The organism is Pedobacter sp. SYSU D00535, assembly GCF_017355855.1.
GTDB lineage: Bacteria > Bacteroidota > Bacteroidia > Sphingobacteriales > Sphingobacteriaceae > Desertivirga.
The window spans coordinates 1-13822 of record NZ_JAFEWD010000007.1; the positions used below are offsets into that span (position 1 = coordinate 1).

Below are 13822 nucleotides of genomic sequence, written 5' to 3' on the forward strand. Positions count from 1 at the left end.
AGAACATCTGCCATACTTAAGCAAATTTTGCTGCCAGCGCTGTATCGCACTATGGCCTCTGATGTTGTAAAGGCGTCGGGCTTCCTCAATATTTACTCTTCCCTGAGCTACCTGCTCCACCACCATCCTTTTGAAGGATTCACTGAATGTCTGTTTGTCCATTTGTCCACATTTTGTGTAAACCTATTTCAGGACAAGACAGGGTACCCTCACTCCCTTTGGCACCTCTCCCAGCGGGAGAGAAAGGCTAGCGCACCGGAAGCGAAACGCAGACAGCGTTCCAAACGCTGTCTGCGTTCAGTTCCTCAAACAAAAAAGCCGTCCCAACCACAAAGGCAGGACGGCTTGTATATAATTAAATACTTTTTATCCCTGTCTTTCTTCCAACCACCTTCTGGCGTTTACGAAAGCCTCCATCCAGGGGCTCACTTCATCGTGACGACCTTTGGGATAGTGGGCCCACTGCCATTGCAATAGCGAACGCTCAATGTGAGGCATGGTCACCAGGTGACGACCGGTAGGATCACAAAGTATTGCCGTATTGTAGCTGGAACCATTCGGACAAGCCGGATAAGTCTCATAAATATATTTAGAAACGATCTGGTACTTATCTTCCGTAAGAGGAAGTTCGAAACGACCTTCTCCGTGTGATACCCAAACACCCAGGGTGCAGCCCGCCAAGCTGGCCATCATTACCGACTTATTCTCCTGAATGGTTAAGGCAGTAAATATACTTTCGTGCTTGCCACTGATGTTATGGTGCATCTTTGGCTTTTCGTCGTGGTCGGAGTTGATCAGACCCAGTTCAACGAACAACTGACATCCATTACAAATGCCGATGGAGAGCGTATCCTCGCGGGCAAAGAACTTCTCTAGGGCGACACGTGCTTTCTCGTTGTACAGGAACGATCCTGCCCATCCCTTTGCTGAACCTAATACGTCAGAGTTGGAGAAGCCGCCCACAGCACCGATAAACTGAATATCTTCCAGTGTTTCTCTGCCTGAGATTAGGTCGGTCATGTGCACATCCTTCACATCAAAACCAGCCATGTACATTGCATTGGCCATTTCACGTTCAGAATTGCTTCCTTTTTCGCGGATGATAGCCGCTTTGATCCTTGGCTTAGCTGGATCAATCACTGGTTTCTTGCCTTCAAATCCTTCAGGGAATTGGTAGTGAAGCAAATGGTTTTTATAGTTATCATAGCGCTCTTTTGCACTTACCGGCCCGCTTTGTTTAATATCCAGCAAATACGATGTTTTAAACCAGGTATCGCGTAAAGCAGGAATATCAAGGCTATACGTATCAGCGCCGTTCTTCAACTTGAGACTAGCGCTTGTTGTGCTGGTACCGATTTTAAAAAAAGCAACGCCGTTTGCTTCCAGTACTGCTTCCACATCAGAAGAAGCCTGGAACACCACGCCAATATTTTCTGCAAAGAGAACTTTAATGGTGTCTTGCTCGCCTAAAGAACTAAGATCGATGGAAGCACCAAGATTGTTATCGGCAAAACACATCTCCAGCAGGGTAGTGATCAAACCACCGCTGCCGATATCGTGCCCAGCTTCGATTTTGCCTTCCTGAATTAACTGTTGAAGGGTATTGAAAGCAGTCTTAAATGCTGCGGCATCTTTAATATCAGGAGTTTCATTACCGATTTTATTTACTACCTGGGCAAAGGATGATCCACCCAGCTTAAATGTATCGCTCGAAAGATTGATGTAGTAGATATTGCCGCCTTCAGCCTGCAATACAGGTTCAACCACTTTGCGTACATCGTTACAGTTTCCGGCTGCCGAGATGATCACTGTACCGGGAGCAATCACATCCTCGTTTTTGTACTTCTGCTTCATCGACAGGGAATCTTTCCCCGTTGGGATGTTGATGCCTAAGTCGATGGCAAAATCAGAACAAGCTTTCACAGCCTCGTATAAGCGGGCGTCTTCCCCTTCGTTTTTACAGGCCCACATCCAGTTGGCAGAGAGTGAAACGCTTTTCAATCCGTCTTTTAGCGGCGCCCAAACGATATTTGAAAGCGACTCAGCTACCGCATTACGGCTGCCGGCGGCAGGATCAATCAATGCTGAAATAGGTGCGTGGCCGATAGTGGTTGCGATACCTTCTTTTCCCTGGAAATCCAGCGCCATCACGCCTACGTTGTTTAATGGCAGTTGAAGTGGGCCGGCACATTGCTGCTTCGCTACACGACCACCTACGCAGCGGTCTACTTTATTAGTCAGCCAGTCTTTACAAGCTACGGCTTCTAACTGTAGCACCTGGTTGAGATATTCCTCAAGTTTACCTTGCTCGTAGGTAACAGGTTGGTAAGTACGGTTGACTGATTTATCTTCCATCACCATCTTCGGTGAACTACCGAACATATCCGAAAGTTCCAAGTCCATCGGCTTTTCGCCGGTAGAGGCTGATTGGAAGGTAAAGCGATGATCACCTGTTACATCTCCTACCGTATACATAGGTGCACGTTCGCGATCAGCGATTTTTTGCAGGGTCGCTATATCTTCTTCACCGATCACCAAGCCCATGCGTTCCTGAGATTCGTTTCCGATGATTTCCTTAGCAGAAAGGGTAGGATCTCCTACAGGAAGTTTGTCAAGGTCAATCTTACCTCCAGTTTCTTCCACGAGTTCCGACAAACAGTTGAGGTGTCCACCAGCACCATGGTCGTGAATAGAAATAATTTTATTTTGATCGCTTTCCACCATCCCGCGGATCGCGTTGGCCGCTCTTTTCTGCATCTCCGGGTTGGAGCGCTGGATTGCGTTCAGCTCAATACCTGAACCGTGTTCACCAGTATCAGCCGATGAAACGGCAGCACCGCCCATTCCGATGCGGTAATTCTCTCCGCCCAGAATAACAATTTTATCTCCTGGCTTAGGATGTTGTTTTTGCGCCTGATCAGCTTTTCCATAGCCGACACCACCCGCAAGCATGATCACTTTGTCGTAACCGAGCTTTCGCGGAGATTCCAAATTATCCAAGCTCTCGTCGTGCTCGAAGGTTAATACAGAACCGGTGATCAGCGGCTGTCCGAATTTATTTCCAAAGTCGGTAGCACCATTGGAGGCCTTGATCAGGATATCCATTGGTGTTTGGTAAAGCCACTTCCGTTCTTCAGTAGCTTTTTCCCAGGGACGGTCCTGCTCCAGGCGTGAAAGTGCAGTCATGTATACTGCAGTTCCGGCAAGTGGTAATGCCCCTTGTCCCCCGGCCAGTCGGTCGCGGATCTCCCCTCCTGAACCGGTAGCTGCACCGTTAAAGGGTTCTACCGTGGTAGGAAAGTTATGCGTTTCTGCTTTAACGGAAATAACCGATTCGAATTCAGAAATGGCATAAAAATCGGGCTCATCGGCACGCTTAGGGGCGAATTGTTGAACAACAGGACCTTTTATAAAAGCGACGTTATCTTTGTATGCAGAAACGATGTCGTTTGGATTTGCTTCTGAAGTTTTCCGGATGAGTTTAAATAAGGACGTTTCCTTTTCTTCCCCATCAATGATAAACTTACCGTTGAAGATCTTGTGACGGCAGTGCTCCGAGTTTACCTGCGAAAACCCAAAAACTTCAGAGTCAGTCAGTGGTCTTCCGATCCTTGCCGAGAGTTGGTTGAGATATTCTACCTCCTCATCGCTCAGCGAAAGACCTTCCTGCTTGTTGTAAGCAGCAATATCAGTGATAGGAAGAACCTCTTCCGGCTGAATATTGATCGTATAAATATCCTGGTTAAGCCCCTTGTACTTTTGAGAAAGCATGGGGTCGAAATCAGTAAAATCTTCGTTTACAATTTTAAATTCCTCAATCCTGATGATCCCCTCAATAGCCATGTTTTGGGTGATCTCCACCGCATTGGTGCTCCAAGGGGTGACCATCGCTGCCCGTGGACCAACAAAAAAGCCCTCCAAAGAGCTCGCCTGTTGTAGGGTAGCACCAGCAAAAAGCCATTCAAGTTTCTGGATATCGGTAGAACTAAGATCCTTCTCAGTTTGCAAAGCGTAAACTGTATCAGGCTGACTTAAAAAAAAGTGAAGCATGCTTTTATTTTGAAGCCGCAAAGTTAAGCTTTTCGTTTGATATAACGAGACTTAGACCGCAACAGCCTAGGCTTCAAGCGGTATTTTCTCACCAATTTGCTGCCTCCACATCGCGTAGTACAAGCCTTTTTCTTCCAACAGTTCTGCGTGCTTGCCTGATTCTATAATGTTGCCTTTTTCCAGCACAAAGATCTTGTCTGCGTGCATAATGGTAGATAAGCGATGTGCGATAAGAATGGTGATGTGCTCGTGCATGTTCGACACTGCCCGGATCGTTTTGGTGATTTCTTCTTCTGTTAAGGAATCCAATGCTGAAGTGGCCTCGTCAAACACTAAAATGTCTGGCTGGCGCAATAGTGCTCTGGCAATGGAGAGCCGTTGCTTTTCCCCGCCTGACACTTTCACCCCGCCCTCACCGATCACCGTGTCAAGTCCTTTGTCGGCGCGGGCAAGCAGGTTGTGGCAGGCTGCTTTTTGGAGTACTTCCATACATTCTTCATCTGTAGCCCCGGGGCGTACAAAAAGGAGATTCTCCCGGATGGTTCCGGAAAAAAGTTGAGTATCCTGTGTGACAAATCCTATGCGCTCCCTTAACTCGTCCAGATTAACCCGATGGGAGGACGTTCCATTGTACAAAACTTCGCCTTCTTTCGGTGGATATAATCCTACAAGCAATTTCACCAGTGTCGTTTTTCCTGATCCCGAAGGTCCAACGAAAGCGATGGTTTCGCCGGTTTGCGTGGAGAAACTGATCGAGTTCAACGCATTTCTGCTTGCCGTAAGATGTTTGAAGCTTACATTGCGAAACTCCAGAGATTGTATTGTCCCTATTTTAACAGGATTCGCAGGCTTTGCTTCTTTTGGAGTATTCAGAATAGTTTTGAAGTTAGCCAAGGAGACTTCGGTCTCTCGGTACGTGTTGATGATATTTCCGAGCTCCTGCAGGGGGCCGAATATGAAAAATGAGTACAGGAACAGCGAAAAGAACTCTCCAACAGTGATTTGTCCATCGTAGATTAGGTACATCATTAGGAAGATAATCGCATTCCGAAGTAAATTAACCAGCGTTCCCTGAACAAAGCTGAGGCTTCTCACATACTTCACCTTCTTAAGTTCGAGGACGAGAATTCTTTCTGTCGTATTGTTCAGGCGGCTGATCTCCTGCGAAGACAGGCCCAGACTTTTTACCAGTTCAATGTTTCTTAAGGACTCGGTGGTTGATCCCGCAAGGGCGGTAGTTTCTGTGACAATGCTCTTCTGCACCGTTTTAATCCTTTTGCTCAATACCGAGCTGATAGTTCCCAGTACTGGAATAACGGAAATGTAGAAGACTGCAATGGCCCAGTGGATGCTCATGGCATAAACAAACACGAAGGTAATGCCGATGATGCTGGTGAAGACAATGTTGATAAATGCGATGATGAGCTTTTCAGAGTCTGTGCGCACCTTTTGCAGAATCCCCAGTGTTTCTCCACTACGCTGATCTTCGAAGACCTGGTAGGGAAGTTCCAGGGAATGAGCCAGACCATCGGAGTAGATTTTTGCTCCCAGACGCTGTGTGATCACGTTGACGTAATAGTCCTGGAAGTTCTTCGCAATTCTGGATACCATCGCCACTCCCATTGCTGCAAGAATCAAAAGGCCAGCGCCTTTGAAGAACTCCTCATTCGTGTAATCCTGATAGTGGGTGACGTATTTATCGATGATCTTTCGGAAGATCCAGGGATCGAGGAAGGAAAATATCTGGTTGATTGCCGCCAGCAGTAAAGCCAGGACCAGCAATCCTTTATAGTTTTTTAAGTAGTTGAGCAGTAGTTTCATCTATAACAAAAATAAAAAAGGGAATGAACCCAAAGTTTCCTTCCCTTTCTTTTTACTTTAAGATTAGAAGCTTAAACTGTCATGATATCTTTTTCTTTCGCTTCTGCCAGCTTATCCACCTTAACGATAAAGGAGTCGGTGAGCTTTTGAACTTCACCTTCTCCGCCTTTTATCTCATCTTCAGATACTCCTTCAGATTTCAGGCGTTGTATTTTACCGTTTGCATCTTTCCGGATATTTCTAATGGCTACCCGGCCTCTTTCGGCTTCTTCCTTCACTTTTTTAACCAGGTCTCTGCGGCGCTCTTCTGTTAAAGGCGGAACGTTCAAACGAATGACAGAACCGTCGTTTTGAGGATTCAACCCTACGTTTGAATCCACGATTGCCTTTTCAATAGCACTTAATAATGATTTCTCCCATGGCTGCACAACAATAGTCCGTGGATCTGGCGTATTAATGCTTCCTACTGAGCTAAGAGGAGTTGGGGTACCGTAGTACTCAACAACAACGGAATCCAGCATAGAAGGAGTGGCTTTGCCTGCACGAATTTTAGTCAGTTCTGAATCCGTATGGGCAATTGCTTTTTCCATCAGGCTCTTCGCATCATTAAGTTGTTTCTTTATCAGGTCGTTCATGGTTTCAAGTATTAGAAGATATTCAGTTTTGCGTTTGTATTATCCTTTAACCAGTGTTCCAATTTGTTCTCCGTTAGCTATTCGCATGAAGTTGCCCGGTTTATTCATGTCGAACACGATAATTGGTAGCTTGTTTTCCTGGCAAAGCGTAAAGGCCGTCATATCCATCACATTAAGGCTTTTGTCGTACACCTCCTGAAAAGTGATCTCGTCATATCTCGTAGCATCCGGATTTTTCTCTGGGTCAGCGGTGTAAATTCCATCTACTCTTGTTCCCTTTAATACCACATCTGCTTGCACCTCGATGGCCCGTAAAGAAGCACAGGTGTCGGTGGTAAAATATGGATTTCCGGTACCGGCACCGAAAATTACGATACGTCTTTTTTCAAGGTGCCTAACGGCTCTTCTGCGAATAAAGGGCTCACAGATCTGTTCCATTTTAATGGCAGTCATCAACCTTGTTTTCACACTCAGTTTTTCAAGAGCATCTTGTAAGGCCATGGAGTTGATAACTGTGGCCAGCATCCCCATGTAATCAGCCTGCACACGGTCCATTCCTGATTTTTCCGCGCTTAGTCCTCTGAAAATATTTCCACCACCTATAACAATCGCGATTTCCATTCCCTGGTCGTGTACTGCTTTAATATCTTTGGCATATTGCAAAACACGGTCGCTATCGATACCGTATTGTTTATCCCCCATTAGGGATTCGCCGCTAAGTTTTAAAAGGATGCGCTTGTACTTCATTTAATAGAAAAGTTTGGCAAAAATAGTAATTTCTGCGAATTTGAAGACTGCGTTTTACTCATCAGGCCTGCTCTTGCAAGAGCTATAACCAAAACGGTTTGAACAACAGCTTGCCTTCAGAAGTATATTCCAGCGTAGGTGCAGGGATCTTGATCATATCGGCAACAAAAAGGACTTTTTTCAGCCATTTGTGTCGGGTGTTGATTCGGGAGAGTGAAATATCAGGCGCCAGATAGAAGTGGCGGAGACGGGCGATGTCCTCCCGATTGTGGTAGGTGCCCGTGGCATCAGCCCATCCGTTCCCCATTGCTCCGTACATACCAGAAGCTCCGTAGCCAACAGCCACATTTAACCAGGAAGGAATGCCTGAATTTCTGGCAAAGCTTTTCAGATTGAAACTCGCCCAGTACGTTTGTGCGTTATAATCCTTAAGTATTTTCTGGTTAAAAGATTTCCCATAGAGCTCGGACGCTCTCTCCTTTAAGCTCGATTCCCGATAAGGTTCGGGCATGTATCCCATCTTAAACGTAACCCGCTGCTCTCCCCATATTGCTTCCTGTGCAGCAAAAGTGGTAGCACCAATGGTGTTTGCTGTCATATCGCCCCAGCTGAAGCCCCAGGCCTCTGAGAATCCGTCCAGGCTCTCCATGGTAGACTGAGCTAAAATTGCTGTACTCGTCCCGATAATCATGCTCGGTATTCTCTTTAGCTTGACTTCCCGCCAGACTCCCGTAAATAATCTGCTGTACTGATAAGTTGTCCAGGCGTGGCCGGCTTTATCGATCTGCTGCCAGCACATAAAATCTTTCTTGACATGGAAGGATGTACGTGGATATTGCTTGTACCAGGCCTCATTAAGTCCAACAAATACCCCTGTTAGCGCTCCCGTTTGCACTATTGCCGTTGTCGTAATTAATCTTCTTTTTCTTGTCGCATCTAGCTGATTAGAAGTGCTATCAGTATTGATGGGGTTTGAGAAAGCAAAAATAGGGAGGACAGAAAAAAAGCAAATCAGTTTTTTTACTCGGCACTTGTAGCGATAAAGACGGAGCTCCATTGTGAAAGCCAGGGTTTAGTTTTACTAGTTTGTAGTGAGTACGTGTGTAATACCCACAGAATTACAGGAGCAAATGTAAAAAATTAATATTTAGGTTAAAACAGGGCTTTCAGCATTGTTGGGAGGACAAAAAAATCCCCGCTGGATAGGCGAGGATTATAATTTCTTAGACAAAAGTCTGTTTACGCTCCTAACTGAACGCGTTTGAAAGCAGTTACAGTTAAGCCTTTAGAAACGCTGTCAAGGAATTGAGCGATTGACTTAGATGAATCTTTCACGAACTCCTGGTTCAATAAAGTAGACTCTTTGTAGAATTTGTTCAATTTACCTTGCGCGATTTTTTCAACCATCTCTTCTGGTTTACCTTCAGCACGGATTTGCTCTTTAGCGATCTCCAGCTCACGCTCGATAGTACGTGCATCTACGTCGCCTTTGTCGATAGCCACAGGGTTCATTGCAGCAATTTGCATTGCAACGTCTTTACCAGCTTCTTCAGCACCAGCAGCATCAGCACTTAGAGCTACCAATACACCTAAACGATAGTTACCATGGATGTAAGCAATCACTTTCTCGCCAGAAACAGCTTCAAACTTAGAAACGCCAATTTTCTCACCGATTTTACCGGTTTGGTCTAAGATCAGGTCAGAAAGTTTGCTTCCGTTTAATTCAAGAGCAGTAAGTTCATCAACAGAAGTAGGATTTTGCTCGATTGCTAGATCAGCAATGCTGTTCGCGAAGGCGATGAAATCAGCATTTTTAGCAACGAAGTCAGTTTCGCAATTTACTTCCACTACAATACCGCGTTTTCCATCAGCAGTAGTTTTAGCAATAACAACACCTTCGTTAGATTCGCGGTCCTGACGACTTGCAGCAACTTTAGCACCTTTCTTACGAAGGTAATCGATAGCAGCTTCGAAATCGCCGTTAGCTTCTGTTAAAGCTTTTTTGCAATCCATCATACCTGCACCTGTTTGCTGGCGCAGTTTATTTACGTCTGAGGCAGAGATTTGTACTGTAGACATGTCCGTTTTTGGGTTTAAATTTCAAAGCCTCCGCCTTAAGGCGAAGGCTTGATTAATTTTGTTATTTAATATAATCTTCCTGTTAAGGATTTAATAAGCTTTCCAATGTCCGGTTTAAGGACCAGTGCTGCTTACTCTGCTGAACCTTCGCCAGCTTCTGCAGCTACCTTAGGAGCAGGACGAGATGCTTCTGCATCAGCAGCGCCACTGTCGATTTTAGCTTTCGCAGCAGCTGCTTCTTTTTCAGCTTCGTCTTCTTTCTCACGTTTACGCTCATCTAAACCTTCCTGGATAGCCTGAACGATAATGCTGGTAATCAAAGAGATTGATTTAGTAGCGTCATCATTTGCAGGGATCGGGAAGTCGATGTTGGTAGGGTCAGAGTTGGTATCTACCATCGCAAACGTAGGGATGTTCAGCTTCAACGCTTCAGTAACAGCAATATGCTCTTTCTTTACGTCGATCAGGAACAATGCAGCAGGAAGACGGTTTAGGTCAGAAATACCACCTAAAAGGGTTTCTAACTTAATACGCTCACGCTGAATCATTAACTTCTCTTTCTTTGAAAGTACGTCGTACGTTCCGTCTTTTGACATCTTGTCGATGTTAGACATTTTTTTGATCGACTTACGTACAGTAGCGAAGTTAGTTAACATACCACCCAACCAACGTTCAGTTACGAAAGGCATGTTTACAGCTTTAGCTTGCTCAGCAACGATATCCTTAGCTTGTTTTTTAGTAGCTACGAATAATACTTTACGTCCTGACTTCACGATCTGTTTGATCGCAGCAGCTGCCTCTTCTACTTTTGTTAAAGTTTTGTTTAAATCGATGATGTGGATGCCATTACGCTCCATGAAAATGTACTGAGCCATTTTCGGATCCCATTTACGGGTAAGGTGACCAAAGTGTACACCTGCATCAAGTAAGTCCTGATATGTTGTTCTAGCCATTGTTTGATCCTCCTTAAATTAACGTTTACTGAATTGAAATCTACGACGAGCTTTTCTGCGTCCTGGTTTTTTACGCTCAACCATTCTGGCATCACGGGTCATTAAACCTTTCGCTCTCAATCCTGATTTCGTTTCCGGATCTAATTCAACAATAGCTTTAGCAATTGCTAAACGAACAGCTTCCGCTTGTCCTTTAACACCACCACCAGCAACATTAACATTCACATCAAATTTACCTGTAGAACCAGATACGTCTAATGATTGGTTAACGATGAATTGTAATGGTAAAGTAGGGAAGTACTCTTTATAGTCTTTACCGTTCACGGTAATGTTGCCGCTACCTTCGCTTAAATAAATGCGGGCAACTGCAGTTTTTCTTCTTCCTGAAGTGTTTGTAGTTGACATTTCTTTTCTCCTCTAATTAAAGTTTGATTTCTTTTGGACTTTGTGCAGCATGTGGATGCTCAGAACCAGCATATACATACAGATTGCCGAATAATGCACGGCCCAAACGATTTTTAGGTAACATACCACGAACGGCTTTCTCAATGATCCGCTCCGGATGCTTCGCCATTAACTCTTTAGGAGAAACGAAACGCTGACCGCCTGGGTAGCCTGTGTAACGAACATAAACTTTGTCGCCTAGTTTGTTACCGGTCAGTTTTACCTTGTCTGCATTGATAACAATCACGTTATCTCCGCAGTCTACGTTTGGGGTGAATGTAGGCTTGTGTTTTCCTCTGATCATCATAGCGATCTTAGAAGACAAGCGCCCCAAAATCTCGCCCTGTGCGTCAACAACTACCCATTCCTTGTTAACGGTCTTTTTGTTGGCAGAGACAGTTTTGTAACTTAACGTATTCACTTGCTTGATATTAAATTAATTAAACAATATACTATACCCCTTAAATTGGGACTGCAAAGATAGGCTAAATAGTTTAATTGTCAAGCGGTTGAGAAGAAAATTATTGATTGTTATCCGGATGTGAGGATTGTTAATCCGTTACTACAATTTTTTTTTGAAAACCAGCTTACGTTCCCTGCCCAGCTGTGGTCCCGTGTTTCGTTCATAGTCCTCGCTTTGGCCTTACGCTACCTGCACTCGCTGCGGGCTATCCACTTCACCCGAGGTGTCATCTCTCGCAGTTGCAAAAATGCAGATCCCCGGCGAGCATTATTTCCTGTTCCGCATATATAGTAGAGCTGCTGTAAATCCTGCAAGTAGCGGTGTTTAAGGCGAGGGCAATATCCGAGGGTAAAAACCGTTGTAGGTGGACATCTAATTTAAAAACAAAAAACCAAATCCCTCCGATTTCTGTATCATTGTAAAATTTTTTAATACGTGTATATTCTTATATTTTTTCTCTCCCACTGGTTTCTATCGCTTTTCGTTCAAACCTTTTTCCTTCACCGATATGCTTCCCATAAAATGTTTACCACTAACAAGTTTTGGGAACGGGCTTTCTATTTGCTCACGTGGTTTTCTCAAGGGGCTTCCTTCTTAAATCCTAGGGCTTATGCTATCCTTCACCGAATGCACCACGCGTACAGTGATACAAAGGAAGATCCGCATTCACCACATTTTTTCAGGGATGTTTTTCAAATGATGTGGGCAACTAAAAAGATTTTTCAGGATTATGTTAAAATGAACAAGGAGCCGGAAACTCGTTTCAAGGGGAACTATCCCGAGTGGCGAACTGTCGACATCATGGCTTCGTCATGGGTTTCACGAATAGGATTTGGTGTGGGCTATACCTTGTTTTATGTGTATTTCGCAACCAGCCCCTGGATGTTCCTTCTGCTTCCTATTCATTATTTGATGGGCCCTATACACGGCGCAACGGTTAATTGGTGTGGTCATAAATACGGCTACTCTAACTTCGACAACGGTGATCATTCCAAAAACACCACGCCGATTGATTTCCTGATGTTAGGCGAGCTGTTTCAGAACAATCATCACAAGTTTCCTAACAGTCCAAACTTTGCAAAGCGCTGGTTTGAAGTCGACCCGGTTTATCCGGTGATGAAAGTGCTGCACTGGACTAGAATTATTAAAATAAGAAAAACAGCATAATGCTAAAAGGAAGCGCTGTGAAGCGCTTCCTTTGTTTTACAACTCTTCCATTTGATGCTGGGCCGGTATCCTCACATTTCTAAAGCCAGCTTCCTCTATTTTCTGTTTGAATCTTGTTTGTACATCGTATTCCCCGTGTACGAGGTAAACTGCTTTGACTTGCTCGGGATCCTGACAAGAGATAAATTTTAGGAGATCTTCATAGTCGCCATGAGCGCTCATCGATTTAATCTCCTCGATGTCCGCCCGCACGTCGTACTCTTCTCCGAAAATCCGCACTACTTTCTCATTCCGCAGTAGACGGCCTGCCAGGGAGGACGGCTCAGCGTACCCGACCATCAATATGGTGTTCTTCTGATTGTTGATATTGTTACGGATGTGGTGTTTTACCCTACCCGCTTCCGCCATTCCCGACGAAGAAATAATTACGCAGGGGCGCGGATCGTCATTCAGGCTTTTTGATTCTTCCACCGATTCGATAAATTTCAGACCTTTAAACATAAAGATGTCGTCATCGCGCTTCATTACTTCCTGCACTCCGCGATTGTATTCATCCGGGTGGTCTTTCAATACTTCCGTTGCCTTCAGCGATAAAGGGCTGTCCACATAAAAAGGAACATCCGGTAGAATTCCCTTCAGTTCCAAGGCGTTCAAGGCGTACAAAAGTTCTTGCGTCCTTCCGACGCTAAAGGCGGGAATGATGAGCTTACCTCCTTTAACGATGCAGGTATGCTGAATGACTTCTTTCAGCCGGCCCTCAATAGGTTCCAGATCTTTATGGAGAGAATCACCGTAGGTCGATTCCAGCAGAATATAATCGGCCTGAGGGAAGGTTTGCGGGCTCTTTAGCAGCAGATCACCGTACCGGCCCACGTCGCCACTGAAAGTAAGCTGATGGAACTTTCCGTCCTCCAAGATGGTGAGGTGGACTGCGGCGCTGCCAATGATATGACCAGTGTCTGTAAACCGTAGTGTAATTCTTGGCTCTATCTCAAAGTCTTCATTAAAATCTACAATCTTAAAAAGCCCCATGGTAGCGATCACGTCTTCTTCCGTATAGAGCGGTTGAATTTCCGCTTGCCCTGATCTTCGCCGGTTTTTGTTACTAAACTCGGCATCTTGTACCTGAATTTTTGCTGAATCTGCTAGTAGAATTCCTGCCAGGTCCATGGTGGGTGCCGTGGCGAATATTGTTCCTTTGAACCCTTCTGCTACCATCCGGGGCAGAAGGCCGCAATGGTCAATATGCGCGTGAGAGAGTATTACGTAACTTACCAGGTCCGGCCGGAAGCCAAAGTGCTCATTTAGTTCGTCAGCTTCATCCAGTCCCTGAAACATCCCACAATCCAAGAGGATTTGAGTGCCGTTATCCAATTTTATTAAATGCTTGCTGCCTGTTACATTTCTTGCAGCGCCGTGAAAAGTAATCGTCATTCGTTTTTAGTTGTGATAAGCTCAACAGC

The 13822-nt window shown here is 45.0% G+C and carries 11 protein-coding genes; 1 reads left to right on the top strand and 10 read right to left on the bottom strand.

Features of this window, described 5'->3' with window-relative positions:
* Positions 1-366: 366 nt before the first annotated feature.
* The 9 genes from purL to rplM all read right to left on the bottom strand — a co-directional run bounded on the left by purL (position 367) and on the right by rplM (position 11150).
* Entirely contained in the window at positions 367-4050 is a 3684-nt protein-coding gene (gene purL, locus J4N23_RS14500) for a phosphoribosylformylglycinamidine synthase (protein ID WP_207428331.1), read from the bottom strand.
* 66 nt (positions 4051-4116) lie between these two features.
* The gene (locus J4N23_RS14505; protein ID WP_207428333.1) at positions 4117-5871 is read right to left on the bottom strand and encodes an ABC transporter ATP-binding protein; all 1755 of its coding nucleotides are present in this window, start codon (positions 5869-5871) and stop codon (positions 4117-4119) included.
* Positions 5872-5942: 71 nt separating this feature from the next.
* Entirely contained in the window at positions 5943-6506 is a 564-nt protein-coding gene (gene frr, locus J4N23_RS14510) for a ribosome recycling factor (RefSeq protein ID WP_207428336.1), read from the bottom strand.
* A gap of 39 nt (positions 6507-6545) precedes the next feature.
* Positions 6546-7253: a UMP kinase gene (gene pyrH, locus J4N23_RS14515; RefSeq protein WP_207428338.1), complete on the bottom strand. Its 708-nt coding sequence runs from the start codon at positions 7251-7253 to the stop codon at positions 6546-6548.
* Positions 7254-7335: 82 nt separating this feature from the next.
* Complete coding sequence (locus tag J4N23_RS14520; protein WP_207428340.1) at positions 7336-8310, bottom strand: DUF2279 domain-containing protein; 975 nt, start codon at positions 8308-8310, stop codon at positions 7336-7338.
* A gap of 182 nt (positions 8311-8492) precedes the next feature.
* Positions 8493-9332, bottom strand: coding sequence for a translation elongation factor Ts (gene tsf, locus J4N23_RS14525; RefSeq protein ID WP_207428342.1), 840 nt, complete (start codon positions 9330-9332; stop codon positions 8493-8495).
* Between the two features lie 131 nt (positions 9333-9463).
* Entirely contained in the window at positions 9464-10285 is an 822-nt protein-coding gene (gene rpsB, locus J4N23_RS14530; protein ID WP_207428343.1) for a 30S ribosomal protein S2, read from the bottom strand.
* An 18-nt stretch (positions 10286-10303) separates the two neighbouring features.
* Positions 10304-10690, bottom strand: a complete 387-nt coding sequence (gene rpsI, locus J4N23_RS14535) for a 30S ribosomal protein S9 (RefSeq protein WP_207428344.1) — start codon at positions 10688-10690, stop codon at positions 10304-10306.
* 16 nt (positions 10691-10706) lie between these two features.
* Positions 10707-11150, bottom strand: coding sequence for a 50S ribosomal protein L13 (rplM, locus tag J4N23_RS14540; RefSeq protein ID WP_207428345.1), 444 nt, complete (start codon positions 11148-11150; stop codon positions 10707-10709).
* 477 nt (positions 11151-11627) lie between these two features.
* On the opposite strand from rplM, the gene J4N23_RS14545 reads away from it, so the two are divergent.
* On the top strand, positions 11628-12359 hold the full coding sequence (locus tag J4N23_RS14545) for an acyl-CoA desaturase (RefSeq protein WP_207428346.1): 732 nt from the start codon (positions 11628-11630) through the stop codon (positions 12357-12359).
* 36 nt (positions 12360-12395) lie between these two features.
* Here the strand turns inward: J4N23_RS14545 and J4N23_RS14550 are convergent, their stop codons facing one another.
* Entirely contained in the window at positions 12396-13793 is a 1398-nt protein-coding gene (locus tag J4N23_RS14550; protein WP_207428347.1) for an MBL fold metallo-hydrolase RNA specificity domain-containing protein, read from the bottom strand.
* Between the last annotated feature and the right edge of the window lie 29 nt (positions 13794-13822).